Source organism: Streptomyces sp. NPDC097619, from assembly GCF_040302735.1.
In the GTDB taxonomy this organism is placed as follows: Bacteria; Actinomycetota; Actinomycetes; order Streptomycetales; family Streptomycetaceae; genus Streptomyces.
In genome coordinates this window covers 71,097-97,204 of sequence record NZ_JBEOSD010000006.1, presented here as the reverse complement: position 1 = coordinate 97,204, position 26,108 = coordinate 71,097, and the positions used below count along the sequence as shown (strand labels likewise).

The window sequence follows — 26,108 nt, the reverse complement described above, 5'->3', positions numbered from 1 at the left end:
GGGCGTCGTGCGCGCGCACGACCTCGTTCCCGTACTCGTGCTCAACACACACGGACGGGTCGCCCGGTTCAACAGCGGCGGCCGGAATTCAGGCAGTGAACGACACCCTCCATCTGATGATCCGTCATGACGTTGACGAACATGGCGTGGTCGGTGAGGGGGCTGTGGCGTTGCTCGGGGAAGGAGTCCAGGGCGATCGGGGTGTCGGCGGCGGGCAGGGCGTAGGCGAGGGTGAGGCGGAGTTCGGGTATGGCGAAGCGGTCGGGCGGGCAGACCCCGTTGGGGGCGGGGAAGGTGAGGTGGGTGCGGTCGGGGCGGTCGGTGTCGAGGCCGTTCCAGCAGCTGGGGAAGACCAGGGTGCGGGTGAGGCGGTCCCCGTCGGTGGGGCAGCGGGGGTAGCGGGTGGTGGCGCGGTCGGGCAGGCTCGCGCAGCCCCAGCGGGCCCGGACCTTGCCGGTGTCGCCCTCGGTGTACGCGACGGCGTCCCCGGTCAGGGCGCGCAGGAAGCGGGGCATCGGCACGACCTTGGCCACCGGGTTGCCGCGGAACTCGACGCGGACATCGGCCGGCACCAGGACGCCGCCCGCGTTCCCGTGGCCCGCGGCCTTCTCGTACGGGAGGCGGGCCGGTCGGTCGGTGCGGCGCAGGACGGGCCAGTAGTAGGCGGAGCGGTCGCCGTTGCGGCAGGTGGTGGGGGCGGCGGCGAGGCTGCGGTCGGTGGAGAGGGCGTCGGTGGAGGTGTTGCCCACGTAGGCGTGGGTGTGGTGGGCCCCGCCGCGGAGTCCGGGGGACACGACGAGGTTGTCCTGGTTGTAGTGGCCGTCCTCGGTGCGGCCGCAGTCCACGCGGACGGATCCGGTGGAGGCGTCGGGTCCGGGCCGTGGGGCCGGGGCGTCGGCGGGGACGAGGCGGATGTCGGTGAAGTCCTCGGGCGCGGGCCCGGCCGCGGAGCCCGCCCCGTGCGGGTGCCCGTCCTCCCCTCCGGTGCTGAAGGCCACGAGCAGTCCGCCGCCCAGGAGCAGGCAGCAGAGCAGTGCGAACAGCCGGTTTCGTCTCCCCATGCCGGTCACGGTCGCTCCCCCGGCCCGCCCGCGTCAACCGGGGCCGGCCGGGCGCGGGGGCGGGCGGGGCGCCGGCGTGTGCGGGCGGCGGCGGACGGCGGGCGCGGGGTGGGGCCGGCGGTGCGCCGGCGGGCGCGGAAACCCGATGGCGTGGCGCGGTGGCGGCCTGCTAGGTTCCGGTCGACCGTGTCGGAGAGCAGGAGGTGGTACCCGTGGACGTTGTACAGACGTGGGTGCTCCTCTGCGGGGTCACGGTCGGACGGTAGACAGGTCGTCCGGGAGCGCCGTTTCCTCAGCACTCCCGAAAGGCACGACCATGCGTTTCCTCTCCGAACAGCTCCTCGACGACGGCGTCCGCGAGCGCCGCTTCACCCTCGACGGGGTCCCCGGGATCCTCTGGACGCCCGCGAGCGCGCCCGACCCGGCGGCTCCCTCCTCCTCCCCGTCCCTCTCCGCTTCCGCGGCTCCCTCGTCCGGAGCGTCCGCCGCGGCGCCCCTGGTCCTGTTGGGGCATCCGCCGCTCGGTCTCGACGCCATGTACCCGCGGCTGGTCGCCCGGGCCCGGCAGGCCGCCGCGGACGGTTTCGCCTCGGCCACCCTCGAACTCCCCGGCAGTGGGGAGCGGCCCCGGCTGCCCGGGGTGGACCGGGCCCGGGCGGAGTTGCGCCGGCGGCTCCGGGACGGCGAACCGGTCGGGGACCGGCTCGTCGACGAGCTCGTCCTGCCGCTCGTCGAGCGGGCGGTCCCGGAATGGCGGACGGCCCTGGATTCCCTGGTCCTCCTGCCCGGACTCGGCGGGCCCGTCGGATACTCGGGGGGCCTGATCTCCGTCGGGACGCGGCTCGCCGCGGTCGAACCGCGGGTGTCGGCCGCCGTGCTGTTCGCCGGCAGTTTCGTGCCCCGCGTCAGCTTCGAGGAGGCCCGGCGGGTGACCGTCCCGGTGCACGTCCTGCTCCAGTGGGACGACGAGGGGAACGACCGGCAGGCCGCACTGGACCTGTTCGACGCCTTCGGCTCGGCGGATAAGACCCTCCACGCCAACACGGGCGGGCACACGGGTGTGCCCGCCCATGCCGGTGACGCCGCTCAGCGGTTCTTCGTGCGCCACCTCGCCTGAGGTCGGCCCGGGGGGCGGCCGTGACCGGCCGGCCCCCGACGGCTCACCGGGGTGCCGCCGCGCCGCCGTGTGGAGCGGCGGCCCCCCGGTGACCCCTGCTCGGGCGTGCCGTCAGAGTGCCCGGAGGGCGGCGTCGGCGCGGGCGGTGACGCCCGGCCAGGGGCGGGCCGCGACGAGGGCTGGCCGAAGGCCCTTACCCAGCGGGCCGGTTCGGCGCCGGCGCGGGCGGGGCAGCGGCGGAGGCGCCTACTCCCCTGGCTTCCGCGTGACGTGTCCGCCGGGCCGCCCCCGGGCGTCGAGGGCGGCGGCCTGTGCGCGGCATCGTTCCAGCCCCGCCGTCACGTCGCCGTGGTCCGCTCCGTCCCGGGCGGCCAGGAGTTCGCCGGCGGCGATCATCGCCGCCCAGAAGTCCGGCGGTGATCCGCGCTCGTTCCAGAACCGGGTTTTGGCGAAGTAGAGGAAGATCTTCGTGAGTTCCCCGGTACGAAACCAGCCGAGCAGACCGGCGGGGAAGCCGCCTCGGGCGCCGGCGGCGGTGGCCAGGAGGTCGCGGAGGGGCACATCGTGGGGTTCCGGTACGCGGTCCACGAGGAAGGCGTGCCCGAACGCGAGCGTGAAGGCGAGGTCCTCCTCCTCACCCACCGCGAACTCGGAGAAGAATCCCTCCAGCTCGCGGAGGCGGGCCTCGGCATCGGGTCGGGGCACGCCCAGGGCCTCGCACACGGCCAACAGGGAGACGCCCCACCGACCGGTCCGCGCGGCCAACGCGGCGAAGGCCTGCTCGCCGTTCCGCCCGGCGGCGAGTGACGCCCTCGCCTCCGCGACCATGGCGCCCTCGTCGACCGCCGTGGCCGCGTCCTCACCGTCACTCATGGCGCGAGGCTACCCGCAGGCGATGGCCCGGGGCGGACGGAGCGTCACGGGTGGTGGGCTCAGGGCGACTCGGGCGGCAGCGACCTCAGGGTGCGTACCGCTCTGCGGACACGGGCGCCCGCTCACCGGGCGGCGGCCGGAGCGGCCCCTCCGGAAATGGCTGACAGGTGCATGATGAGCAACTGGCGCGCGGGGCTACCTTCTTAGGGCTCCGGAGGGGCCGCCGTCCGAACGCCCGGGCCACCGGCGGGCGGTGGCAGTGCCTCCGCGCCCCGGCTCCCCCCACGAGCCGGGTCCCCCACCTGTGAAGGAGCACGCGCATGTCCCTCCGCACCTGGCTCAAAGCCGGCACCTCCGCCGCCGCCCTCGTCCTCGCCGCCGCCACCGCCGCGGGCGCGGCCCCCGCACCCACGGCCGCACCGGACGCCGCCGCGGCCGTCGTGACGCTCCGTTACGACGCGAGTCGGGCCGTCGGCTGGGAGTCGGCCGTCGCCGCCGGGGTCGCCACCTGGAACGCGAACGTCAGCAACGTGCGCCTGGTCGCGGCCACCCCCGGGGTGCGGGCCGAGATCGTCATCGTCGCCACCACCGGCTGGCCGCAGGCCACCCTCGGACCGGTCCGCCCCGGACGGCAGGTGCGGGTCGAGCTGGGCGCCCAGGCCGTGACCGACGGGTACGACAAGACCCGGATCACCGCCCACGAGCTGGGCCACAGCCTGGGCCTCCCGGACACCAAGCCCGGCCCGTGCAGCCAGCTGATGTCCGGCTCCAGCGCGGGCACCGCCTGCACCAACGCCGTGCCGAACGCGACGGAGCGGGCCCGCGTGCAGTCCGCGTACGCGAACGGGCTCGCCGGGGCCGTACGGACCGACGGTCGGGTCCTGGTCGACGCTCCCTGACGGCCGGGCCGGGTACGGCGCCCCCACAGGGCACCCCCCGGCCCCTGCGGGACCCGCTCCCACCCCCACCGCGCGGGCGCGGAGCGGGCCCGCCACACAGGCGCCCCGGCCGGGGCGCGCCGGAGGAGCGTGCCCCCACGGCGGTCCTGCCGACACCCCGGCCGGGGTCTCCCCCGCACCGATCACACGGATCCCATTCGCACCTTCACTACCCTTTTGCACTGTTTTCGCAGGCAGCACCCGGGCCCCGGGTGGGAACCACGGCACGTCGTGGTTCCCGCACCGGGGCTTCTTCGTGCCCGAAATTGCCCGATATATGAGATACACCCCGTGAAGCGGGTCACTTTCCACCCCGTCCGTCACATGGTTCCCGGAACCCCGGGCACGGGCCGGGTCTCCGGGCGACCGGCAGGAGGGTCACCTCCGCCGCGTGGCCGGGGGATCCGAAGGAACGAAAGGCAGTACCCGAAGTGACCGCAGCACAACAGACCATCCACGTGGGCGGCGAGTGGCGAGCATCACTCTCCGGCGACACGCGCCCGATCATCGACCCCGCCGACGGCACCGCCTTCGCGGTCGTCGCGGAAGGCGGCGTCCGGGACACCGACGACGCGGTGGCCGCCGCCCGGGCCGCCTTCGACGCGGGCGCCTGGCCCCGCACACCCGTCGCCGAGCGCGCCGCCCTGCTGCGCCGGGTCGCCGACCTGCTGGAACGGGACCGGGAGCGGATCGGCGCCCTGGAGAGCCGGGACACCGGCAAGACCCTGGAGGAGGGCCGCGTCGACGTGGACTGCGTCGGCGACGCCTTCCGCTACTTCGCGGACCTCGTGGAGAAGGAGAGCGGCGAACGCGTCGTCGACGCCGGCTCCACCGAGGTGCACAGCGTGGTCGTCCACGAGCCGGTGGGCGTCTGCGCCCTGATCACCCCGTGGAACTACCCGCTCCTCCAGGCCAGCTGGAAGATCGCCCCGGCCCTCGCCGCGGGGAACACCTTCGTCATCAAGCCCAGTGAGCTCACCCCGCTGACCACGGTCGCCCTGGTGGAGCTGCTGCTGGAGGCCGGGCTGCCGCTCGGCGCCGCGAACCTCGTCACCGGCCCCGGGCCCACCGTGGGCGCCCGCCTGGCCGACCACCCCGACGTGGACCTGGTCTCCTTCACCGGCGGCCTCGCCAGTGGCACCGCGGTGGCGCGGGCCGCCGCGGACAACGTCAAGAAGGTCGCGCTCGAACTGGGCGGCAAGAACCCCAACATCGTCTTCGCGGACGCCTGCGCCACCCCCGAGGGCTTCGACACCGCCGTGGACCAGGCCCTCAACGCCGCGTTCATGCACAGCGGGCAGGTCTGCTCGGCCGGCTCCCGCCTCATCGTCGAGGAGCCGCTGCGCGACCGGTTCGTCACCGAACTCGCCCGACGGGCCGAGCTGATCCGGCTGGGCCGCGGCACCGAACCCGGTGTGGAATGCGGTCCGCTGGTCTCCGCCGCCCAGCGGGTCCGCACCGAGGAGTACGTGGCCTCCGCCCTCGCCGAGGGCGCGGTGCTCCGCGCCGGCGGCACCCGACCGGACGGCCCCGGCTACTTCTACCGCCCCACCGTCCTCGACCGCTGCCACCGCGGCATGCGCGTGGTGCGCGAGGAGGTCTTCGGCCCGGTCCTCACCGTGGAGACCTTCCGCACCGAGGAGGAGGCCCTCGCCCTCGGCAACGACACCGAGTTCGGCCTCGCCGGCGCGGTGTGGACCACCGACGAGGACCGGGCCCGCCGGATGGCGGGACTGCTCCGCCACGGCACCGTCTGGATCAACGACTTCCACCCCTACCTGCCGCAGGCCGAATGGGGCGGCTTCGGCAAGTCCGGCATCGGCCGCGAACTGGGCCCCGCCGGACTCGCCGAGTACCGCGAGGCCAAGCACGTCTACCGGAACCTCGCCCCGCGCCCCGTCCGCTGGTTCGCCGGCGAACAGCAGGACGGCACACGGAACGGGAACCAGGAGGACCGGGCATGAACCCCACGCACGACGAGCACGACGAGCACGACACGCAGGCCGTGCGGGAGTACGACTACGTGGTCGTCGGCGGCGGCACCGCCGGATCCGTGATCGCCTCCCGGCTGACGGAGGACCCCTCGGTCACCGTGGCCGTCATCGAGGGCGGTCCCAGCGACGTCGGCCGCGACGACGTCCTCACCCTGCGCCGCTGGATGGGGCTGCTCGGCGGCGAGCTGGACTACGACTACCCCACCACCGAGCAGCCCCGCGGCAACTCGCACATCCGGCACAGCCGGGCCCGCGTACTGGGCGGCTGCTCCTCCCACAACACCCTGATCTCCTTCAAGCCGCTGCCCTCCGACTGGGACGAGTGGGCCGAGGCCGGGGCCGAGGGCTGGGACGCGGCAGCCATGGACCCGTACTTCGACCGGCTCCGCAACAACATCGTCCCCGTCCACGAGGACGACCGGAACGCCATCGCCCGCGACTTCGTCCAATCGGCCCAGGAGGCCCTCGGCGTGCCCCGGGTCGAGGGGTTCAACAGGGACGCCTTCCACGAGGGCGTCGGCTTCTTCGACCTGGCCTACCACCCCGAGGACAACAAGCGGTCCTCGGCCTCGGTCGCGTACCTGCACCCCTTCCTGGACCGGCCGAACCTGCACATCGCGCTGGAGACCTGGGCCTTCCGCCTGGAGCTCGCGGGCACCCGGGCCACCGGCGTGCACGTGCGCACCGCGGACGGCCGGGAACACCTGGTGCGGGCCCGCCACGAGGTGCTGGTCTGCGCGGGCGCCGTGGACTCGCCGCGGCTGCTCCTGCACTCGGGCATCGGGCCGCGCGCTGACCTGGAGGCCCTCGGCATCCCCGTCGTGCACGACCTGCCGGGGGTCGGCGAGAACCTCCTCGACCACCCCGAGTCCGTCATCGTCTGGGAGACCGACGGGCCGATACCGGAGAACTCGGCCATGGACTCCGACGCCGGGCTGTTCGTCCGCCGGGACCCGACGGCCCAGGGTCCGGACCTGATGTTCCACTTCTACCAGGTGCCGTTCACCGACAACCCGGAGCGGCTGGGCTACGAACGCCCTGCCCACGGGGTGTCCATGACCCCGAACATCCCCAAGCCGCGCAGCCGCGGCCGGCTCTACCTGACGAGCGCCGACCCCTCGGTGAAGCCCGCCCTGGACTTCCGGTACTTCACCGACGAGGAGGACTACGACGCCCGGACACTCGTCGACGGGATCCGGATCGCCCGCCGCATCGCGGCCGCCGAACCGCTGGCGGGCTGGCTGAAGCGGGAGGTCTGCCCGGGCCCGGAGATCACCTCCGACGAGGCGCTCAGCGCGTACGCGCGGCAGGTCGCCCACACCGTCTACCACCCGGCCGGGACCTGCCGGATGGGGGCCGAGGACGACGCGCTCGCCGTCGTCACGCCCGAGCTGAAGGTCCGGGGCCTGTCCGGCATCCGGATCGCCGACGCGTCGGTCTTCCCGACCATGACCGCCGTCAACCCGATGATCGGGGTGCTGATGGTCGGGGAGAAGTGCGCCGAACTGCTGGGAGGTACCAGCCGATGAGCCCGACCACGAGTGACCGTTCCACCGCCGTCCCGGAGCCCGCTCCCGAGCCCGGGACCGCTTCCGGCTCGGCCTCCGGATCCGCCCGCGCTCCGGGCTCCGTTTCCGGCTCCGGCTCCGGCTCCGGTGGCGGCTCCGCCGAGGGCTCCGTCTTCTCCGTCCGGAACCTGTGGAAGGTCTTCGGGCCGAAGCCCGAGCGGGTGCCCGCCGACCCCGAGCTGGCCGCCCTGGACGCCGCCGAGCTGCGCGAGCGGACCGGCTGCACGGCCGCCGTCCGCGACGTCTCCTTCGACGTCCGCAAGGGCGAGGTGTTCGTCGTGATGGGCCTGTCGGGTTCCGGCAAGTCCACGCTGGTGCGCTGCCTGACCCGGCTCATCGAGCCGACCTCGGGCACCCTCTCCATCGACGGCGAGGACGTCCTCGCGATGGACCCGTCCCGGCTGCGCGAGCTGCGGCGGCACCGGGCCGCCATGGTCTTCCAGCACTTCGGTCTGCTGCCGCACCGCACCGTCCTCGACAACGTGGCCTACGGGCTGGAGATCCAGGGCGTGGGGCGTGGCGAACGCCGCGAGCGCGCCGCCGAGTTCGTGACGAAGGTCGGTCTGGACGGCATGGAGGGGCGCCGACCCGGTCAGCTGTCCGGCGGCCAGCAGCAGCGGGTGGGGCTCGCCCGCGCCCTCGCGGTCGACCCCGAAGTGCTGCTGTTCGACGAGCCGTTCAGCGCGCTCGACCCGCTGATCCGGCGGGACATGCAGGAGGAGGTGGTCCGACTGCACCGCGAGGAGGGCCGCACCATGGTCTTCATCACCCACGACCTCAGCGAGGCGCTGCGGCTCGGCGACCGGATCGCGCTGATGCGGGACGGCCGGATCGTGCAGCTGGGCACCCCCGAGGAGATCGTGGGCTCCCCCGCCGACGACTACGTGCGGGACTTCGTCCGCGACGTGCCGCGCGAGCAGGTGCTGACCGTCCGCTCGGCGATGCGACCCGCCCGCTCCGGTGAGGCCGGCAGCGGTCCGGCGCTGGCGCCGACCGCCACCGTCCACGAGGCCATCGAGGCCGTCGCCCGGACCGGGGAGAACGCCCGGGTCGTCGAGGGCGGCCGGTGCCTGGGGGTGGTCGACCAGTCGGTGCTGCTGGGCGTGGTCGCCGGGGTACCGGCCGCGACCGGGAAGGCGGTGGCCTGATGTATCCGCATACCACCTGGCCGCCGCCGTGCGGCGGCCCGCGGGTCCACCGGGTTCCCGGGACGTCCGGCGCGGGGCGGTGGATCCGATGAGCACCACCGCCACCTCCCCTTCCTCTTCTTCCTCCCCCTCTTCTTCCTCTTCTTCGTCTGCTTCGGCCGCTGGTTCCCCGGCCGGTTCGTCCTCCGCCGCGGGTCGGACCGCGCCGCCGGAGGCTCCCGGCGGGTCCGGGGGCGCGCCCTCGGGTCCGGGCACCGGTTCCACCAGGGCCGCTCTCTTCGGGCGCGGCGGTCTGATCGGGGCCGGCGCCGTGCTGCTGCTCGTCCTGGGCGTCGTCCTGCTGGGCGGCGGTGGCTGGCCCGCCGGGCTGGCCGTGGACGTGTCGGGGCCGCTGGACCGTGCCAGCGACTGGATCATCGACAACCGGGACGGCCACCCGCTCTTCCTCTACTTCCTCGGACACGTCAGCAATGCCGTGGTCGTGTCCGTCCGGGCCGTGTACCTGCTGCTGCTCGCGCTCGGCTGGGCCGGGGTGACGGCGGCGGCCGGGTTGGTGGCCTGGCGCCTGGCGGGGCCGCACCTCGCGGTGCTGTCCGTGGCCGCCTTCGGCGTGTGCGGGCTGCTCGGCATGTGGGTGCCCACCCTCCAGACCCTCGCCCTGATGGTGGTGGCGGTCCTCGCTTCGGTGCTGCTGGGCGCGCTCCTCGGACTGGCCGCCGGGCTGTCCGACCGGATGGACCGGGCGCTGCGTCCGGTCCTGGACACCATGCAGGTGCTGCCCGCGTTCGCCTATCTGCTGCCGGTGGTGCTGGTCTTCGGCATCGGGGTGCCGGCGGCCGTGCTGGCGACCGTGGTGTACGCGGCTCCGCCGATGGCGCGGCTGACGGCGCTCGGGCTGCGCGGTGCGGACGCCGGGGTGATGGAGGGCGCGGCCTCCCTGGGCGCGACGGGGCGGCAGCGGCTGCTGACGGCCCGGCTGCCCCTGGCCCGCAAGGAGCTGCTGCTCGGCGTCAACCAGTCGATCATGATGGCGCTGGGCATGGCCGTGATCGCGTCGGTGATCGGCGCCGGTGGTCTCGGTGACCGGGTGTACCAGGCGCTGGCCTCGGTGGACGTGGGCGCGGCGCTGGCCGCGGGCGTGCCGATCGTGCTGCTGGCCGTGGTGCTGGACCGGGTGACGGCCGCCGCGGGCGCCCGGATCGGGGCCGCTCCGGTCCGCGGGGTCGGGTCCGGTCGGGTCGCGGCCGCCGTGTCGGTGGCGGTGCTCGCCGTGGTCGTGGCCGTCGGTCACCTGGCGGACCGGCTGGACTGGCCGCGGGGTTGGACCGTGGACGTCGCGGGTCCGGTGAACCGGGTCGTGGACTGGATGACCGCGCACCTCTACTCCGGGGTGCCCGTCATCGGCGGTACCGCCGACTGGGCGGCGCACTTCACGACGGGTGTCCTCAACCCGCTCCGCGCCGGCCTGCAGTGGCTGCCGTGGTGGTCGGTGCTGCTGGTGGTGGGCGTGCTCGCCCTGCTGATCGGCACCTGGCGGACCGCCCTCACCGCGGTCCTCGCGATGGCCGCGATCGGCGTGCTCGGCGTGTGGGGGCCCGCCCTCGACACCCTGTCCCAGGTGCTGGCCGCGGTGTCGGTGACCCTGCTGTTCGGCTTCGCCCTCGGGGTGGCCGCCGCGCGCAGCGCCCGGGTGGACCGGCTGCTGCGGCCCGTCCTCGACGTGTTCCAGACGATGCCGCAGTTCGTGTACCTGATCCCGGTGGTGGCGCTGTTCGGGGTGGGCCGGGCGCCCGCCGTGGCCGCCGCGGTGGTGTACGCGCTGCCCGCGGTGGTGCGGATCACCGCCCAGGGTCTGCGCGAGGTCGATCCGGGGGCGCTGGAGTCCGCGCGGTCGCTGGGCGCGACCGCGCGGCAGCAGCTGTTCCAGGTCCGGCTGCCGCTGGCCCGCCGGGCCCTGCTGCTGGCCGTGAACCAGGGCGTGGTGCTGGTGCTGGCCGTGGTCGTCATCGGCGGCCTGGTGGGCGGCGGGGCGCTCGGCTACGAGGCGGTGTTCGGTCTCGCCCAGGGCGATCTGGCCACGGGTCTGGTCGCCGGCGCGGCGATCGTCTGCCTGGGTCTGGTCCTGGACCGGGTCACGCAGCCCACGGAACGCCGTACCCGCTTCGGAAAGGGGGCCTGACATGGCTCGCACCCGCATCGTCGCGCTGGCGGCGGCCGCCGCGCTGACGGCCGGGGCCGCGCTCACCGGCTGCGGCGCCGCCGACATGACCCGGCAGTCCTCTCCGTACGCGGACGCCGCCGGTTCGCGGACGGTCACCCTGTCCGTGCAGTCCTGGGTGGGCGCGCAGGCCAACGTGGCCGTGGCCCGGTACCTGTTGGAGCACGAGTTGAGCTACCGCGTGGACACCGTGCAGATCGACGAGGTACCGGCCTGGGACGCGCTCAGCCAGGGCCGGGTGGACGCCATCCTGGAGGACTGGGGCCACCCGGAGCAGGAGGAGCGGTACATCGAGGGCAAGGGCACCATCGCCCGCGGCGGGGACCTCGGGGTGACCGGGCACATCGGCTGGTTCGTGCCCACGTACTTCGCGAAGGAACATCCCGACGTCACCGACTGGAAGAACCTCGACAAGTACGCCGACGAGTTCGCCACTCCGGAGAGCGGCGGCAAGGGCCAACTGCTGGACGGCTCGCCCGCGTACGTCACGAACGACAAGGCGCTCGTGAAGAACCTGGACCTGGACTTCCAGGTGGTCTTCGCCGGCTCCGAGGCGGCGCAGATCACGCAGATCAAGCAGTTCGCGAAGGAGAAGAAGCCCTTCCTGAGCTACTGGTACGAGCCGCAGTGGCTGTTCGAGAAGGTGCCGATGACGGAGGTGAAGCTGCCCCCGTACAAGGAGGGTTGCGACGCGGATCCGGAGAAGGTGGCCTGCGCCTACCCGCACACCCCGCTGCAGAAGTTCTTCAACGCGCGCTTCGCCGAGGACGGCGGGGAGGCGGCCGCCTTCCTGAAGAAGTTCCGGTGGACGAAGGAGATGCAGAACGAGGTCTCCCTGATGATCGCGGAGGAGAAGCTGGCCCCGGAGGAGGCCGCGGCCCGCTGGGTGAAGGACAACCGCGCCACCTGGCAGTCCTGGCTCCCGAAGGATCAGCCGACCGGCTGACCGGTGGCCCACTGACCCACCGGTCCCTTCGCACACCCGGGCCCGCCCGGACGGCCCCCGCCGTCCGAGCGGGCCCGTCCCGTCCGCCCGTCCCGGTGTCGGCCAGATCGCCGGGGCCCGGAGCCGGAGTGGGAAAGGAGCGGAAAATGCGCAGGTGGGGGCAGGGGGCGTGGTTAGGGTGGCGGTATGGGCAGGGAGGAATTCGAGCGGGACGCGATACGGGCCGGGGCTCGGTCGGGGGTGCTGGACGCGGTGGCCCTGTACGGGATCGCCTTGTCCGAGCGCGACATCGGGGAGCGCCTGACGGCGGCCCGGGAGGCCCTCGCCCAGGGGCGGGACGCGGTGGCGCGGGAGCGCTTCGCCGGGTTCCTGGAGGCGTGCGGGGACGTCCAGGTGCGGCTGGTGGTGCTGCGGGACGCCCTCGCGGCGGGGCTGCCCACCGCCGGTGACCTGGCCGGGTTCGCGCTCGATCACCGTGACCGGCGGATCCGACGGCTCTCCGCGCGGACCCTGATGGACCGGTCGGACGGGGACGCCCTCCGGGGCCGTCTCCTCACCGCCTCCGATGCCGTGGTACGCGGCGCCGCCGTCGGGCGGCTCGGGTCGGCCGAGGAGCTCGTGCCGTTCCTCGCGGACCCCTCCGCGTGGGTGCGCGGCCTGGCGCGCGCGGGGCTGCGGACGGTGGGCGTGGATCCCGGCGCCGCGTACCGGTCGCTGTGCGCCCGCCCGGGGCGGGTGACGGCCGCGACGGTGAGCGGACTCGTGGAACTGCGCGGGGCCGGGGACGCGCCCCTCCTGCGGAGTCTGCTGAAGCATGCCGACGGCACGGTCCGGGCACGGGCCCTCGACGGACTGCTCGCGCTCCGGGCCCTGGGTACCGGTGAGTTGCCGGGATACGCGGACGACCCGGATCCGCGGGTGGGCGCGGTCGTGCTGCGCGCCCTGCGGGAGGACCGCGGAGCGCTGCGCTCTCTCCTCGGCCACCACCACGCGCGGATCCGCGCCGGGGCCCTGACCCGACTGGAGCACGGGCACGGGGTCGGATGGGAGGAGGCCCTGCCGTTCCTGTCCGATCCGGCCCCCGAGGTGTCACGAACCGCGCGCAGCGCCCTGTCGTACGCCGGTAGGGAACTCTCCTCGGCCCGGCTCGTCGCCCTCACCGGGCCCGGTGGGGCGCCGGAACTGCGGTCACTCGCCATGGAGGTGCTGGGGCGTCGCGCCGAAGCACCCGAGGTCCTGGTCAACGCGCTGGGTCTGCTGGACGATCCCGAGCCGGGCGTGCGGGCGGCGGCCCGGGAGCAGGCGCAGGTGGTCGTGTACCGGCCGGAGCTCCTGTCCGGGCCCCGGGGCGAGGAGATCCGTGCCCTGGTCGAGCTCCACGGGGACCGTCTGGTCATCTGGCGGGCCGCGTACCTGGCCCGTATCCGGGCCGCGCGGGAGCGGGCGGGTCGATGGGGGTGAGGACGCCGAGCCGGTCCTCGATGGCCTGCGCCGCGTCCAGGCAGAGGTCCTCGCGGAAGGCGCGTCCGATGACCTGGACGCCGCAGGGCAGTCCGTCGACCGTGCCGGTGGGCACCGCCACGGCGGGTACGCCCACGAAGCTGGTGACCGTGCACAGGCGCATGGCCGTGGCGACCCGGTCCCGGCCCGCGTGGTCGCGGGATTCCAGTCCGGGCTCGACCGGGGGTTCGGTGAAGGACGGGCCCAGCACCAGCGGGTACGCGTGGAGGAATTCGGCCCAGGAGCGCCGGATGGTGAGCCAGGTGCCCATCAGCCGGACCAGTTCGGCGGCGGTCGCGGGTGGGGTGCGTTCCATGGCCATGGCGATGTAGCGGTCCCCGCCGTCGCCGAGCAGGGTGCGCACGGCGGGCCAGGCCGGGGCGAACTCGGTCATGGTGATGCGGCCGTAGGCGTCCAGGGCCTCGTCCAGGCACGGTACGTCGGCCTGCTCGTGCACCTCGTATCCGGCCGCGTCCAGGGCACGGGCCGCGGTGCGGACGGCCTCGCGGACCGCCGGGTGGACGCCGTGCCCGCCGGGGTCGGCGACCACGGCGACCCGGATGGGCCCGCCGAGTGGTTCGCCGTGGGTGGGGACCGGTACGGCCCGGGGGTCGCGGGGGTCGGTCCGGGCCAGCACCTCGAAGGCGAGGCGGAGGTCGCCCACGCGGCGGGCGAGCGGGCCGTCGGTGACGAGCATCTGGGAGGCCGGGCCGGGGTCCTCGGGGCCGAGGAAGCGGTGGTCGGCGGGGAACCGCCCGGCCGTCGGCTTCAGTCCGGCCACCCCGCAGAACTGGGCGGGGACGCGGACCGAGCCGCCGGAGTCGTTGCCGAGGCCGAGCGCGGCCATGCCGGTGGCCACGGCCACCGCGTCGCCCCCGCTGCTGCCGCCGGGCGTCCGCCCCGGGTCCCAGGGGTTGACCGTGTCGCCGAACAGTTCGCTGCGGGTGTGCATGCCGGCCAGGATCAGGGTGGGGACGTTGGTGTGCCCGACGGGTACGGCTCCCGCGGCGCGCAGGGCGGCCACCGGGGGCGCGTCGGCGGGGGCGACCAGGTCGCGGAACCGGGGGACGCCGTAGGTGGTGGGGACGCCCTCGATGGCGGTGGTCTCCTTCACCGTGAAGGGCACCCCTGCGAGCGGACCCAGTACCTCCCCGTCGGCGCGCCGGCGGTCGGTGTCCGCCGCGGACCGACGGGCCCGGTCCGCGAGGAGCTGGCTCACGGCGTTGACCTGCGGATTCACCGCGGCGATCCGGTCCAGATGGCTGTCGACGAGCTCGACGGCCGTGACCTCGCCCGCCCGAACGGCCGCGGCCTGCCGGGCGGCCGCCCACCGCCACGGCTCGTCGTGCTCCCGCTGTTCCCGTCGGTCCGGCCGTTCTCGCCGCTCCGGCTGTTCCTGCCGCTCCGACTGTTCCTGTCCCACGTTCCGCGCTCCCGTCCCTGATTCCGACGCGATTCCGATGCCATGCGAGGCGAGGCCATGCGATTCGATGCGCTCGCATCGGAACAGTAGCCCAGGATCCGATGCGCCCGCATCGAATAGACTCCACGGCGCGGGACGGGACGGGACCAGGCGGACGACACGGAATCACGCCGGACGAGGCGCGGGGCCGAAGAGCGGGAGGCGACGGGGCATGCCCAAGCAGGTGGATCACGAGGGTCGGCGGCGGCAGATCGCCGAGGCCGTCTGTCGGCTCGCGGACGAGAGCGGGTTGGAGGGCGTGACCCTGCGCGACGTGGCGGCCCGCGCCCAGGTGTCGATGGGGGCCGTGCAGCGGTGCTTCCGCACCAAGGAGGAGATGCTCGTCTTCACCCTGGGGTCGATCGGGGACGAGATCGGCGAACGCGTACGGGCCCGCCTGATCGCGAGCCCGGCCCAGTCGGCCGCCACGGCACTGGGGCACGCGGTCACGGAGGTCGCCCTGCTCGGGGAGGAGCACCGCGCGGAGGCCAAGGTCTGGCTGGCCTTCGTGGCCCAGGCCGCCGTCAGCCCGGCCCTCGCCGGGCCCCTGCGCCGGAACTACGCCCTGCTCCAGGAGGCGTTCACCGGCCTCATCGCCGAAGCCCGAGCCGCCGCCCCCGGTTCCGGCTCCCGTTGCGCCCCCGGTTCCGGCTCCGGCTCCGGCTCCGGTTCCGACGCGGACTCCACTTCCGGTGCAGGTGCCACGCCCTTCGATGCCGAGCGGGAGGCCAGGACCGTACTGGCGCTCGCGGACGGGCTCACCGCGCACGTCCTCATCGGCCACCTCACACCACGGCAGGCCCAGGAGGTCCTGCACGGACACCTGGCCGGGCTCTGGTCCTGAGCCCCCGCCGTCGCCGTCGCCGACGCACGCGGAAGCCCCGCCGGGCACGCGCGGGGCGTGCCGGACGGGGCTCCGGACGAGCGGGGGTCCGGCGGGGCGACGAGGGGCGGGCCGCCGCGAAGGGGCGGCCGGGGCGCGTGCTCGTACCGCCGGAGCCGGGTGGGTCAGAGGCGGGTGCCGAAGACCTGGGTCCAGTAGTTGCCCGGCTGAGCCCGGGCGACGCCGATCTCCTTGAAGGAGCAGTTCAGGATGTTGGCCTTGTGGCCGGGGCTGTTCATCCAGCCCTTCATGACCTTGGTGGAGGTGGTGTAGCCGTAGGCGACGTTCTCGCCGTAGGTGCGCCACTGGTAGCCGGCGCGCGTGATGCGCTGGCCGGGGTTGGACCCGTCGGATCCGGTGTGGGACATGTTGCGGTGGGCGGCCATGTCCTTGCTGTGCTTCAGGGCGGCCGTGGTGAGCTTCTTGTTGATCTTGACGGCGCGGCAGCCGACCTTGGCCCGCTCCTTGTTGACGAGGGCCACGACGTTCTCGGCCGCCGTCTTCTTCTTCGCGGCGGCCTTGTCCGCCGCGGCGGCCGGGGCGACCGCCGCGGGAGCCGCCTGCGCGGCACCGGCCTCTTCGGTGCCCAGGCCCGCGAGGGCCACGGGTATGCCCACGACGCCGAGGGTGACGGCGCCGATCGCCATCGCCTTGTAGTGCCTCTTCTTGCGGTGCTTCTGCATGCGTGACCTCGTTCGGTGTTCGCGAAGCGTCGGTGCGCCGAGCGTGGGCGTCCCGACGGGGCCGCCATTCTGGGGAGCCCCACAACGGGCGCACAAGTCCCGGCACTTGCGACCCGCCCACGGGCCCGGGGCCGACTTGAAATGAACGCGTCGACATGCAGGGGCGCACGCCGCGCCGAACGATGAGACACCTGACGAACCATCAGAATCCGGCCCCGTCAGGGATTCGGACACGTCCGTCCCGACATGCGAGACGGCCATTTCTCCGGTGACGGGAATATGCACCTCCGTTTCCGATGTCGGGACATAGCCGCATCGCTCCGGCGGTCGTAATGGTTCCGTGACCCACCCGCGGCACGTGATCCATGTCACGATTCGCTCGCCCTGCCGCATGCCCGTGCGGGTCCGACGGTCGCCGTCCACGTCCCGCCGCGCGACGCTCGCGGGGAGTCGGAGCGGAACGCGGAGGGGGTGTCGACTCCGGACCGGGTGCGGGGGATGCTGGGGCGGGGCTCCGCGCCGCACGGGCGCGCGGAGGGAGGAGCAGGGGAAGGGGACGACGCGTGGACGGTTCGGACGGATTAGTGGTGGTCCTGGCTTCGGCCTCGCTGCTGCTGGCGCACCACGGCGTGCGGCGGGCCGGGGCGAGCCGAGGCTCGGTCCTGGGCACCCTGCTGGTGAACGCGGCGGTGCTCGTCACGCTGGCGACGACGCGGCCCGCGTGGACGGTGTGGGTGGTGGCGGGCGTCTCGGCGGTGGGCGCGGTGTACGCGCTCGTGGCCACGGGCCGGGACGAGTCGCGGAAGGTATCCGTCCTGGACGTGATGGGGCTGCGCGGACTGATCGGGATCGTGGCGGCCGCTCCCCCGCCGCAGGTCATCGGCCTGATGGTGCCCGTCACGGGCGGGCTGATGATCACGGCCTTCGGCTCCGACGCCCTCCCGGAAGGCCGCCGCTACCGCGTACAACCCGCCGGGTACTGCCCCTTCTGCCTCGTGGAGGAACAGGCCCGCAGACTGCTCGGCGCCCAAGCGGCCGAGTTGCTCGCCGAGTACCGAGACCACCTGCGGCAGGGCCGCAGCAGGCACGTCCTCCTGCGCCGGGCCGCGCCCGGGGATCCCTGGCAGGGCCGCCTCCAGGACCGACGGGCCTACCGGGCACCGCGCCGGCGCCCCTTCTGCCAGCTCCACGCCGCTTCCACCGGCACCGACGGCACCGACCGCGCGGGCGGGACCGACGGCGCGGGCGGGTCGGGCGGGTCGGGCGGGTCGGGCGGGTCGGGCGAGCCCGGTACGTGAGCGGCCCGCCGGCGCGGCCGGAAAGCGCCGTACGGACGCGGACGGGTTGCGCCTCGGAGCCCGCCCCGACCCAGGGTCGGGCGAAGGCGCCGGGGCACGCACACGGATCACGGATCACGGATGCGCATCACGCATCGCTGATCACGGGTCGCGGATCACGCGTCGCTGATCACCGGCGCGGGCACCAGGCGGACAGTGCTACGCGGGAACAGGGGTGGGGAGCGCCATGTCGACGACCGGGCCGGAGTTCCGGAACTACGTGGAGATCGTCCTCGAAGGACTGGCCGACGGGCCCGGCCGAGAGGTCCTGGTCAGCGGGGAACGACGAATCGGAGCCGCCGAGTTCCGGTCGTCCGTGTACCGGCTGGCCCGGGCCCTGCGGGAGCGGGGCGTCGGCCCCGGGCGGACGGTGACGCTGCTGTGCGGGAACCTGCCCGAGACGATCGCGGTGCGGTACGCGGTGAACCTGCTGGGCGCGCACTTCAACCACCTGTACAACCGCCTCTCGGTGGACGTCCAGGCCGCGATGATGGCGGACGTCGACAGCTACGCCCTGATCGTGGACCCGCTGTTGGCGGAGCGCGCCGGCGCGCTGCTCGGGCTCGTGCCCCCGGTCCGACACGTCCTGCTGCTCGGTGAGGGGCCCGTACCCGGTGAGAAGCCACTGCTCCGGGAGGAGCCGTTGCCCGGGAAGGAGGCGTTGCCCGGGGAGGCGGTCGCGGAGACCGCCGGTGCGGCGGTTCCGGGAGCGGAGGACCTGCTCGCCCTGGCGGAGAAGCAGTCCGACGAACCGTTGGCGAGCGCCGCGCGGCCCGACGACCTGTGCTTCCTCCGGCACTCGGGCGGCACGACCGGGCACCCCAAGGCGGTCCGCAGCACCTTCGGCCGGATGCAGGGCAGCATCGCCACCACGCGCGAGCTGTTCAGCGGGACCGGCCGGCGGGACCTGGTCTGCACCCCGCTGTCGCACGCCGCCGGGTTCATCGCGGACGGCACCCTCTCCGCGGGCGGCACCGTCGTGCTGCACTACGCCTTCGAACCGGCGGAGGTCCTGGCCACCATCGCCCGGGAACGCATCACGAACACGATGCTGCTCCCGCCCCTCCTCTACCAGGTGCTGGACCACCCCGACGCCGCCCGCACCGACACCTCCAGCCTCCGGGGCATCACCTACGGCGGGACCCCCTCCTCCCCCGCCCGGATCGCCGAGGCCGTGCGCCGCTTCGGCCCGGTGCTCCAGCAGGGGTACGGGCAGTTCGAGGCGGGGGCCATCAGCGTGCTGCCCGCGTCCGAGCACGACCCGGACCGGCCGGAGCTGCTGCGCACCGCCGGCCGCCCGGTGCCGAGGGTCGAGGTCGAGATCCGCGACCCCGACGGCCGGGTGCTCCCGGCGGGCGGGGTCGGGGAGATCTGCGTGCGCTCCGAGCAGGTGATGAAGGGGTACTGGAAGAACCCGGAGCTGACCGCCAAGGTCCTGCGGGACGGCTGGGTGCACACCGGGGACCTCGGCACCCTGGACGAGCGGGGCTACCTGACGGTCGTCGACCGCATCAAGGACATGATCGCGGTGGTCGGCGGGCACGTGTACACCACCGAGCTGGAGGACTTCCTCAACACCCACCCCGCCGTGCTCCAGAGCGCCGTCTACGGGGTCCGGGTCGACGGCGGCCACGAACGCGTCCACGCCGACGTGGTGACGGCCCCGGGGCGGCCGATCGACGCGGACGGGATCCGCCGGTGGGTCCGGGAAGGCCGGGGCGCCATGTACGTACCGGAGCAGGTGCGCCTCACGGACGCGCTGCCGCTGACGGACGCCGGAAAGCCGGACAAGAAGCTCCTGCGCCTGCGGGCGACGGAGCCCGTCGACCGGGCCTGACACCACCCCGCCGCGCGCACGGGCGCGCCGACGAACGGACGCACGGACGCACGGACGCACGGACGCACGGACGCACGGACGCACGAGGAACGAACGCACGAGGAACGGGCACGTCGCTCCTCGAACCCGCGCCCCGGTGAGGAAGATGGATCCGGCCGCCCACGGCGGCGGCCGACAGAGGACAGCCGACGGCTGACGGCCGGTGGCCGGGCCGGAACACATCTCGGGCGGCGCCCGGAGCAGGGAGCGGTGAGCGTGGCGATCCAGCGGATGGACAACGTGGGCATCGTCGTCGGGGACCTCGACGCCGCCGTCGCGTTCTTCGTGGAACTCGGCATGGAGAACGAGGGCGGTGGGGAGGTCGAGGGCGGGTTCGCCGACACCTGCACCGGCCTGGACGGGGTCCGCTGTCGCATCGCGATGCTCCGCACCCCGGACGGACACAGCCGCCTCGAACTGGCCCAGTACCGCCACCCCGAGGCCCGCGACGGGGGCCCGCACGACCGACCCCACAACATCCTCGGCACCCACCGCGTGATGTTCGCCGTGGACGACATCGAGGACACCGTGGCCCGCCTGCGCCCCCACGGCGGCACCCTCCTCGGCGGCATCGCCCGCTACGAGGACGCCTACCTCCTCTGCTACCTCCGGGGCCCCGACGGCATCATCGTCGGCCTGGCCCAGGAACTGGGCTGACCGGTCCCCTCGGCAGCCGCGATGCCCCCGCCCGTGCGGGCCCGCGGGATCCGACCGCGTTCGGTGCGGCCCGGCGGGGTACAAGGGGTGGCATGGACACCACGGTCTGGCTGACGATCGCCGCGGTCGTCGCCCTCGGGCTGGCGATCGCGGCCGGCGTGCTCCTCGTACGGGTCTTCGCCGCACGGCGCCTCCTGCTCGACGCCGGGATCCCGCTGCGCGACAAGGCGCTGTTCTGGGTGGCGGTGATCTACACCGTGTCCCCGGTGGACCTGATCCCCGACCCGGTCTACCTCGACGACATCGGCGTGCTGCTCCTCGCCCTGCGGTCCCTGCACGCGGCCGCCGCGACCACCCGCCGCCCCGACCCGCTGGACCCCCCGACCCGCGACGCGCCCAAGAAGGTCGACCCGGCGTAGACCGTGGGGGCGGCGCATCCGGGACGGGAGCCCCGGGGGAAGGGGGAGTGAGGGTGCGGCACGGCGCCGTGGGGCGGACCCGGCGCGGGATGGAGGTGGGCCGTGGCCGGCACTGAGGACGGGGGCCCGCCGCGGCGGGCCGAATCGGTGTGGGACTACCCCCGACCACCACGGCTGGAGCCGGACGACCGGCGGGTCACCGTGCGGGAGGGCGGCTTGCTCCTCGCCGACTCCACCCGGTGTCTGCGGATCCTGGAGACCAGCCATCCACCCGTGTTCTACGTGCCGCCCGAGGACGTCCGCACCGATCTGCTGCTCCGCTCCGGCCGGACCTCCTGGTGCGAGTGGAAGGGCACGGCGACCTACTGGGACCTCCGCGCCGGGTCGGGGCGACGCTCGGGGACGGGCTCCATCTGGAGCTACGAGTCCCCCTCCCCCGGGTACGCAGCGTTGGCCGGGCACTTCGCCTTCTACGCCGTCGAGGGCCGCGCCTGCGAGGTGGCGGGCGAGCGGGTCACCCCGCAGCCCGGGGACTTCTACGGGGGCTGGATCACCCACGAGATCACCGGCCCCTTCAAGGGCGGACCGGACACGACGGGCTGGTGACACCGGCGCCGCCCCGAACGTGACGTTCGGAGCGGAGGCCGGCCGGAGGGCGCTCCGGTGGTGTCAGCGGGCGGTACGGCCCAGGAACCGGGCCGGGGCCAGGTCGAGGAACGCGGCCCGTGCGGCGGCCAGACCGGCGGCCTCGGGCTCACCCGGTTCGCCCGCCAGGCTGCGGAAGGTCAGCTCCAGGGCGCGGTCGCCGTCGCGCAGCAGCAGGGTGGTGATCCGGGCCTGCTGCCCGGCCGCTCCGGCGAGCATGGTGCGCATCAACGCCCCGTCGCCGAAGCGCTCCTCGACCTTGAGCGGCTCGGCGGGGTCGTCGGCCGGGTCCAGCACCCGGACGGTGAACTGCTCGCCCCCGAGGTCCATGGTCCAGTCGGCGCACTCGGCGTACACCCGGCGCATGTCGGCCATCCAGCGCTCGGCCGCGCCCGGTATCCGCTCGGAGACGCCCTCGTCGACGACGATCGAGGAATCGGCGTTCATGAAGGACGTGCTCACAAGTTGCCCTTCTACGAACGGTCTTGGGAGGTACCGGTGGGCACCGTATCCCACCGGGCCACCGGAACGATCACGGTTTTCGACCGTGGGGCAGCACCGGGCGCCGACGCCGGGCGTCAGGACCGGGCGTCGGCCCCGGCCTGCGGCACCGCGTGTCAGGACCGGCCGGCGAAGGTGGGGGCCGCGGTGACCTCCAGGTGGTAGGTGGTGTCCACGTGGAAGCCGTTGGTGGCGGTCGCCTTGATCTCCAGGACGTACTGCCCGGGGGTGAGCGGCGCGAGACCCGCCCAGAGCCCCCAGCTGAACCGGCGCGTGAACCAGGGACCCCGGTACTGCGCGGTGAACTCCCGCAGGGGCAGCGGGACTCCGTTGACGGCGGCGACGGCCTCGGCCACGCCCAACCGCTGCGGGGTCTTCGCGTACTTGGTGTCGTGCTGCATGTTGAGGACGGGGAAGAAGAGGCGCCGTCCCGCCGGCACCGCGCAGCGCCGCACGACCCGGCCCCCGTACGTGCCCGCGAGGAACCAGACGTCCCCGGGCTGGTTCCAGCCCGCGTGCTCGCCGGTCCGGTCCCGGACGGGGCTGCGGTCCTCCGGAGCGGAGTCGGCCCAGCGCCACCACCGCTGCGAGAGCGCCGCGCCCTCCGCGTCGGTCGGCTCCCAGACGCTGCCGACACCGCCGCCCGTGCCACCCGTGCCGTTCGCACCGCCCGTCCCCCCGGCGGCACCCGCGTTCCCACCGTTCCTGCCGTCCCCGTTGCTCCCGCTGTTCCCGCTGTTTCCCGTGCCGTTCACTGGGCCCTCCCCTGTCCGGCCCTCCTGGCCGGGATCGTTCGAACACCGGGACAGTACCGGGGGGCCTGGCGCTCACCCCTGCCGGGGCGGCCCGGCCCGGTCCCGTTCACGCGTAGGGCCATTCGGGCGGGGCCGGCGTGTGGCGGGGCGGGCGCACGACGCGCCGACCGTAGGTTCGGCAGCGGAATCGCCCTGCGGGGCGCGGGAGATGGCGGGAGAGGGTGACCGGGGATGACCGGGAAGCGGACGATCACGGTGTTCGGGGCGACCGGACAGCAGGGCGGGGCCCTGGCCCGGGCGGTACTCGAGGACCGGGACGGGGAGTTCACCGTGCGGGCCGTGACGCGCGATCCCGGCTCGGAACGGGCGCGGGAGCTGGCGCGGCTGGGGGCCGAGGTGGTGCGGGCCGACCTGGACGACGAGGCGAGCCTGGGTCCCGTACTGGAAGGAGCGCACGGGGCGTACCTGGTCACCGACTTCTGGGCGGACATGGACGCCGGGCACGAGCAGCGGCAGGCCGCCGCGCTCGCGCGGGCGACCGGGCACGCCGGGGTGCAGCACGCGATCTGGTCCACTCTGGAGGACACCCGGGCCTGCATCCCGCTGGAGGACGGGCGGATGCCGACCCTCCAGGACCGCTTCAAGGTGCCGCACTTCGACGCGAAGGCGGAGGCCGACCAGTACTTCCTCGACGCCGGCGTGCCGGTGACCTTCCTGCGGACGACGTTCTACTGGGAGAACCTCTACGGTGCCTTCGCCCCGCACCAGGCGGAGGACGGGGCGCTGGAGCTGTCTTTCCCCATGGGTGAGAAGCGGCTGGCCGGGATCTCGGTGGAGGACATCGGCAAGACCGCGTACGCGATCTTCCGGACGGGCGCGGACTACGTGGCGTCCACGATCAGCATCGCCGGGGAACACCTGCGGCTCGCCGACATGGCCGAGGCCATGACGGAGGCGTTGGGTCGCCCGGTGCGGTACCGGCCGCTGACCCCGGACGCCTTCCGCGGTCTCGGCTTCCCGGGGGCCGACGAGGCGGGGAACATGTTCCAGTACTACGCGGACTGCGAGGCCGCGTTCACCAGTGCCCGGGACCTGGAGGCGGTGCGCGGGATCAACCCGGAGCTCCAGGACTTCGCCACCTGGCTGGCGGGCCACCGCGAGCGCTTCGCGGCGAGCTGATCTCCTGCCCCCGCTCCCCTCTCCCCTCTCCCCGCTCCCCTCTCTCCTCTCTCCTCTCCCCTGGGCGTCGTCGGCGGTGCTCGTGTGCCGTGCGCCCGCGTGCCGGCGGTCAGGGGTAGCGGAGGGTGAGGACCAGGCCGCCCGTGGGAGCGGCCTCGGCCGTGAGGGCGGCGTGGTGGGCGCGGGCGATCGAGGCGGCGATGGAGAGCCCCAGCCCGTGGCCGGTCGCGGCGCCCGTGCCGGTGGTGCGGTCGCCGGAGAGCCGGCGGAACGGCTCGAAGAGTTCGGGCACACGGTCGGCGGGGACCACCGGGCCGGTGTTGGCCACGGTGACGCTGGAGGGGCCCACCCGTACGCGGACGTGACCGCCGGGATGGTTGTACTGGACGCCGTTGCGGATCAGGTTCGTGAGCAGGTGGCGCAGAAGGATCGGATCGCCGGGGAGGGTGGGCGGGCGCCCGGCGCCCTCGGCGACGGACGGGCCCGCGCCGCCGCTCCCCTCCGTGTCGGGTGCGGTGTCGGGTGCGATGTCGAGGTCGATGCGGACCCCGTGGTCGGCGGCGAGCGGAGCGAGGTCGGAGGCCGCGAGTCGGGCGGTGGCCGCGAGGTCCACGGGTTCGATGGTCTCCGGGCCGCGGTCGCCGCGGGCGAGCAGGAGCAGGGCGTCGATGAGCCGTTCGGCCTCGCGGTTGGCGGTGAGCAGGTCCTCCCGGACCTCGGCCAGACCCTCGGGGAGGGGGTCGGCGAGGCCGACCTGGAGGCTGGTGCGTTGGACGGCCAGGGGGGTCCTGAGCTCGTGGGAGGCGTTGGCGACGAAGCGGCGTTGGCTCTCGAAGGCCCGCTCCAGACGGTCGAGCATCGTGTCGAAGGTGTCGGCGAGGCGGTGGAGTTCGTCGTCGGGGCCGGTGAGGGCGAGGCGCTGGTGGAGGCTCTCTTCGCTGATGCGGCGGGCCGCCTCGGTCATGGAGGCCACCGGGCGCAGGGCCCGTCCGGCCAGCCGGCGGCCGAGGAGCCCGGCGAGCAGGGTCGTCACGAGGAGTCCGACGGCGGACCAGAGGACCATCTGGTAGAGGGCGGTGTCCTGGACGGCCCGGACGGTCCGGTCGATCTTCTCGATCATGGCGAAGTCGCCCGGGGGCGTGCGACCGGGGTCAGGGAACGCGGGGCTCACCGGGCTCGCGGGGCTCACCGGCCCGAAGGTGGGGGTGACACCGGTGGGGTTGCCGGGGTCGATGGGGGTCGAGGGTTCGGTGGGGGTCGAGGGTTCGGTGGGGGCCGGGGGTTCGGTCGGTGCCGGTGATCCGTCCGGGAGATCCCCGTACGTGATCGACATGCCCTGGACCTGCTGCGCGGTGCCGTAGCGGGCGAGGACCACCACGAAGGTGAGCAGGGCGGTCCCGGAGAGCAGGAAGAGCCCGGCGAAGGCCACGGCGAGACGGGTGCGGAAGGGCAGTCGGTCGAGTCGGGCCCGGAGGCCGATCCGTACCCCGGGGCCGTGGTCGGCCCGGCGGTTCAGTGGCACAGCCGGTATCCCTCCCCCGTGTCGGCGAGGATCGGGCAGGCGTCGCCGAGTTTGCCGCGGAGCCGGCTGATGGTGGTGCGCACGGCGCTGGTGCGGGGGTCGAGGTGCGCGTCCCAGACGGTGCGGACCAGCTCGTCGTGGGTGACCGGGGCCCCACCGGCCAGGAGGAGGATCCGCAGGACGGCCGTCTCCTTCGGGGAGAGTGCGAGGGGCCGCCCGGCGAGGAGCACCTCGTGGCGGGACTCGTCCAGGGTGATGTCGCCGAAGCGGAGCACGGAGGGCGGCGGTTTGGGGGCACGACGGCTCAAGGCCCGGACGCGGGCGACGAGTTCGGGGAACTCGAAGGGCTTGGTGAGGTAGTCGTCGGCGCCGAGCGCGGTGAGCCCGTGGATCTTGTCGTCGAGTCCGGCGGCCGCGGTCAGCATGAGGATCCTGGGCGGGTCGGTCAGTTCGCGGAGCCGCCGGCAGACCTCGTCCCCGCTCATGACCGGCAGGTCGCGGTCGAGGACGAGGACGTCGTACGCCGTGAGCAGGCACATCCGCTCGGCCTCGTCACCGGTGCCGGCGATGTCGACGGCCATGGCCTGGCGACGCAGGCCGGTGGCGATGGTGCGGGCGAGGACGCGGTGGTCCTCTGCTACCAGGACTCTCATGCCCCCATGAAACCAAGATCGCGATTGCGGTCGGATAAGACTTCCCGGGGCGCGGACGGCGAGCCGTGCGGAGCTGTGAGCAGCCTGGGAACGGGCTGTGCGCGCGGGCTCCTCCTTATGCCGTCGTCACGCCCTTATCCCCCTGCAAACGGTGGACTGGTTCTCTCCTCGGC

The 26,108-nt window shown here is 74.1% G+C and carries 23 protein-coding genes; 15 read left to right on the top strand and 8 right to left on the bottom strand.

Annotated features, from left to right (window positions below):
• Positions 1 to 68: 68 nt before the first annotated feature.
• On the bottom strand, positions 69 to 1,061 hold the full coding sequence (locus tag ABTZ17_RS03200) for a DUF1996 domain-containing protein (RefSeq protein ID WP_352193752.1): 993 nt from the start codon (positions 1,059 to 1,061) through the stop codon (positions 69 to 71).
• A 316-nt stretch (positions 1,062 to 1,377) separates the two neighbouring features.
• Between ABTZ17_RS03200 and ABTZ17_RS03195 the strand changes: the two genes are divergently transcribed.
• The gene (locus tag ABTZ17_RS03195) at positions 1,378 to 2,178 is read left to right on the top strand and encodes a dienelactone hydrolase family protein (RefSeq protein ID WP_352193751.1); all 801 of its coding nucleotides are present in this window, start codon (positions 1,378 to 1,380) and stop codon (positions 2,176 to 2,178) included.
• 246 nt (positions 2,179 to 2,424) lie between these two features.
• Here the strand turns inward: ABTZ17_RS03195 and ABTZ17_RS03190 are convergent, their stop codons facing one another.
• Entirely contained in the window at positions 2,425 to 3,051 is a 627-nt protein-coding gene (locus ABTZ17_RS03190; RefSeq protein ID WP_352193750.1) for a hypothetical protein, read from the bottom strand.
• Positions 3,052 to 3,371: 320 nt separating this feature from the next.
• Between ABTZ17_RS03190 and ABTZ17_RS03185 the strand changes: the two genes are divergently transcribed.
• The 7 genes from ABTZ17_RS03185 (at position 3,372) to ABTZ17_RS03155 (ending at position 13,324) form a co-directional block, all read left to right on the top strand.
• The gene (locus tag ABTZ17_RS03185) at positions 3,372 to 3,950 is read left to right on the top strand and encodes a snapalysin family zinc-dependent metalloprotease (protein WP_352193749.1); all 579 of its coding nucleotides are present in this window, start codon (positions 3,372 to 3,374) and stop codon (positions 3,948 to 3,950) included.
• 470 nt (positions 3,951 to 4,420) lie between these two features.
• A complete protein-coding gene (locus tag ABTZ17_RS03180) occupies positions 4,421 to 5,953 on the top strand; it encodes an aldehyde dehydrogenase family protein (RefSeq protein ID WP_352193748.1) in 1,533 nt (510 codons plus the stop codon).
• The gene (locus tag ABTZ17_RS03175) at positions 5,950 to 7,512 is read left to right on the top strand and encodes a GMC family oxidoreductase (RefSeq protein WP_352193747.1); all 1,563 of its coding nucleotides are present in this window, start codon (positions 5,950 to 5,952) and stop codon (positions 7,510 to 7,512) included. Before ABTZ17_RS03180 ends, ABTZ17_RS03175 begins: the two co-directional genes overlap by 4 nt.
• Entirely contained in the window at positions 7,509 to 8,699 is a 1,191-nt protein-coding gene (locus tag ABTZ17_RS03170) for a quaternary amine ABC transporter ATP-binding protein (RefSeq protein WP_352193746.1), read from the top strand. Before ABTZ17_RS03175 ends, ABTZ17_RS03170 begins: the two co-directional genes overlap by 4 nt.
• Positions 8,700 to 8,787: 88 nt before the next feature.
• Entirely contained in the window at positions 8,788 to 10,878 is a 2,091-nt protein-coding gene (locus ABTZ17_RS03165; RefSeq protein WP_352193745.1) for an ABC transporter permease subunit, read from the top strand.
• 1 nt (position 10,879) lies between these two features.
• A complete protein-coding gene (locus ABTZ17_RS03160; protein ID WP_352193744.1) occupies positions 10,880 to 11,863 on the top strand; it encodes an ABC transporter substrate-binding protein in 984 nt (327 codons plus the stop codon).
• Positions 11,864 to 12,049: 186 nt separating this feature from the next.
• The gene (locus tag ABTZ17_RS03155; protein WP_352193743.1) at positions 12,050 to 13,324 is read left to right on the top strand and encodes a hypothetical protein; all 1,275 of its coding nucleotides are present in this window, start codon (positions 12,050 to 12,052) and stop codon (positions 13,322 to 13,324) included.
• On the opposite strand, the gene ABTZ17_RS03150 is transcribed toward ABTZ17_RS03155, so the two are convergent.
• Positions 13,257 to 14,786, bottom strand: a complete 1,530-nt coding sequence (locus ABTZ17_RS03150; RefSeq protein ID WP_352193742.1) for an amidase — start codon at positions 14,784 to 14,786, stop codon at positions 13,257 to 13,259. The genes ABTZ17_RS03155 and ABTZ17_RS03150 overlap by 68 nt on opposite strands.
• 211 nt (positions 14,787 to 14,997) lie before the next feature.
• Between ABTZ17_RS03150 and ABTZ17_RS03145 the strand changes: the two genes are divergently transcribed.
• Positions 14,998 to 15,669 carry a TetR/AcrR family transcriptional regulator gene (locus tag ABTZ17_RS03145; RefSeq protein WP_352193741.1) on the top strand — a complete coding sequence of 224 codons (672 nt, stop codon included), beginning with the start codon at positions 14,998 to 15,000 and terminating at the stop codon, positions 15,667 to 15,669.
• 164 nt (positions 15,670 to 15,833) lie between these two features.
• Here ABTZ17_RS03145 and ABTZ17_RS03140 read toward each other — a convergent pair whose 3' ends face one another.
• Entirely contained in the window at positions 15,834 to 16,391 is a 558-nt protein-coding gene (locus tag ABTZ17_RS03140) for a CAP domain-containing protein (protein WP_502994581.1), read from the bottom strand.
• A gap of 563 nt (positions 16,392 to 16,954) precedes the next feature.
• Between ABTZ17_RS03140 and ABTZ17_RS03135 the strand changes: the two genes are divergently transcribed.
• The 5 genes from ABTZ17_RS03135 to ABTZ17_RS03115 all read left to right on the top strand — a co-directional run bounded on the left by ABTZ17_RS03135 (position 16,955) and on the right by ABTZ17_RS03115 (position 21,286).
• Positions 16,955 to 17,689 (top strand): hypothetical protein, encoded by a 735-nt coding sequence (locus ABTZ17_RS03135; RefSeq protein WP_352193739.1) that lies wholly within the window; start codon positions 16,955 to 16,957, stop codon positions 17,687 to 17,689.
• Positions 17,690 to 17,915: 226 nt separating this feature from the next.
• Positions 17,916 to 19,565, top strand: a complete 1,650-nt coding sequence (locus ABTZ17_RS03130; protein ID WP_352193738.1) for an AMP-binding protein — start codon at positions 17,916 to 17,918, stop codon at positions 19,563 to 19,565.
• A 255-nt stretch (positions 19,566 to 19,820) separates the two neighbouring features.
• Positions 19,821 to 20,261 (top strand): VOC family protein, encoded by a 441-nt coding sequence (locus tag ABTZ17_RS03125; protein WP_352193737.1) that lies wholly within the window; start codon positions 19,821 to 19,823, stop codon positions 20,259 to 20,261.
• A 92-nt stretch (positions 20,262 to 20,353) separates the two neighbouring features.
• Entirely contained in the window at positions 20,354 to 20,680 is a 327-nt protein-coding gene (locus tag ABTZ17_RS03120) for a YkvA family protein (protein WP_352193736.1), read from the top strand.
• Between the two features lie 102 nt (positions 20,681 to 20,782).
• Complete coding sequence (locus ABTZ17_RS03115; RefSeq protein ID WP_352193735.1) at positions 20,783 to 21,286, top strand: DUF427 domain-containing protein; 504 nt, start codon at positions 20,783 to 20,785, stop codon at positions 21,284 to 21,286.
• 63 nt (positions 21,287 to 21,349) lie between these two features.
• Here ABTZ17_RS03115 and ABTZ17_RS03110 read toward each other — a convergent pair whose 3' ends face one another.
• Both ABTZ17_RS03110 and ABTZ17_RS03105 read right to left on the bottom strand, forming a co-directional pair.
• Positions 21,350 to 21,787, bottom strand: a complete 438-nt coding sequence (locus ABTZ17_RS03110; RefSeq protein WP_352193734.1) for a hypothetical protein — start codon at positions 21,785 to 21,787, stop codon at positions 21,350 to 21,352.
• A gap of 155 nt (positions 21,788 to 21,942) precedes the next feature.
• The gene (locus tag ABTZ17_RS03105) at positions 21,943 to 22,581 is read right to left on the bottom strand and encodes a hypothetical protein (protein WP_352193733.1); all 639 of its coding nucleotides are present in this window, start codon (positions 22,579 to 22,581) and stop codon (positions 21,943 to 21,945) included.
• 231 nt (positions 22,582 to 22,812) lie between these two features.
• Between ABTZ17_RS03105 and ABTZ17_RS03100 the strand changes: the two genes are divergently transcribed.
• Positions 22,813 to 23,760 carry an NmrA/HSCARG family protein gene (locus tag ABTZ17_RS03100; protein ID WP_352193732.1) on the top strand — a complete coding sequence of 316 codons (948 nt, stop codon included), beginning with the start codon at positions 22,813 to 22,815 and terminating at the stop codon, positions 23,758 to 23,760.
• Between the two features lie 109 nt (positions 23,761 to 23,869).
• Here the strand turns inward: ABTZ17_RS03100 and ABTZ17_RS03095 are convergent, their stop codons facing one another.
• Together ABTZ17_RS03095 and ABTZ17_RS03090 are read right to left on the bottom strand one after the other, a co-directional pair.
• Entirely contained in the window at positions 23,870 to 25,282 is a 1,413-nt protein-coding gene (locus ABTZ17_RS03095) for a sensor histidine kinase (RefSeq protein WP_352193731.1), read from the bottom strand.
• A complete protein-coding gene (locus ABTZ17_RS03090; RefSeq protein ID WP_352193730.1) occupies positions 25,273 to 25,935 on the bottom strand; it encodes a response regulator transcription factor in 663 nt (220 codons plus the stop codon). The genes ABTZ17_RS03095 and ABTZ17_RS03090 overlap by 10 nt, the downstream gene beginning before the upstream one ends.
• Between the last annotated feature and the right edge of the window lie 173 nt (positions 25,936 to 26,108).

What these genes read in the sequence shown, in the direction of transcription:
- ABTZ17_RS03200 (WP_352193752.1), bottom strand. Translation starts at nt 1,061, where the DNA reads ATGGGGAGACGAAACCGGCTGTTCGCACTGCTCTGCTGCCTGCTCCTG.
- ABTZ17_RS03195 (WP_352193751.1), top strand. Translation starts at nt 1,378, where the DNA reads ATGCGTTTCCTCTCCGAACAGCTCCTCGACGACGGCGTCCGCGAGCGC.
- ABTZ17_RS03190 (WP_352193750.1), bottom strand. Translation starts at nt 3,051, where the DNA reads ATGAGTGACGGTGAGGACGCGGCCACGGCGGTCGACGAGGGCGCCATG.
- ABTZ17_RS03185 (WP_352193749.1), top strand. Translation starts at nt 3,372, where the DNA reads ATGTCCCTCCGCACCTGGCTCAAAGCCGGCACCTCCGCCGCCGCCCTC.
- ABTZ17_RS03175 (WP_352193747.1), top strand. Translation starts at nt 5,950, where the DNA reads ATGAACCCCACGCACGACGAGCACGACGAGCACGACACGCAGGCCGTG.
- ABTZ17_RS03170 (WP_352193746.1), top strand. Translation starts at nt 7,509, where the DNA reads ATGAGCCCGACCACGAGTGACCGTTCCACCGCCGTCCCGGAGCCCGCT.
- ABTZ17_RS03165 (WP_352193745.1), top strand. Translation starts at nt 8,788, where the DNA reads ATGAGCACCACCGCCACCTCCCCTTCCTCTTCTTCCTCCCCCTCTTCT.
- ABTZ17_RS03160 (WP_352193744.1), top strand. Translation starts at nt 10,880, where the DNA reads ATGGCTCGCACCCGCATCGTCGCGCTGGCGGCGGCCGCCGCGCTGACG.
- ABTZ17_RS03155 (WP_352193743.1), top strand. Translation starts at nt 12,050, where the DNA reads ATGGGCAGGGAGGAATTCGAGCGGGACGCGATACGGGCCGGGGCTCGG.
- ABTZ17_RS03145 (WP_352193741.1), top strand. Translation starts at nt 14,998, where the DNA reads ATGCCCAAGCAGGTGGATCACGAGGGTCGGCGGCGGCAGATCGCCGAG.
- ABTZ17_RS03140 (WP_502994581.1), bottom strand. Translation starts at nt 16,391, where the DNA reads ATGCAGAAGCACCGCAAGAAGAGGCACTACAAGGCGATGGCGATCGGC.
- ABTZ17_RS03130 (WP_352193738.1), top strand. Translation starts at nt 17,916, where the DNA reads ATGTCGACGACCGGGCCGGAGTTCCGGAACTACGTGGAGATCGTCCTC.
- ABTZ17_RS03120 (WP_352193736.1), top strand. Translation starts at nt 20,354, where the DNA reads ATGGACACCACGGTCTGGCTGACGATCGCCGCGGTCGTCGCCCTCGGG.
- ABTZ17_RS03100 (WP_352193732.1), top strand. Translation starts at nt 22,813, where the DNA reads ATGACCGGGAAGCGGACGATCACGGTGTTCGGGGCGACCGGACAGCAG.
- ABTZ17_RS03090 (WP_352193730.1), bottom strand. Translation starts at nt 25,935, where the DNA reads ATGAGAGTCCTGGTAGCAGAGGACCACCGCGTCCTCGCCCGCACCATC.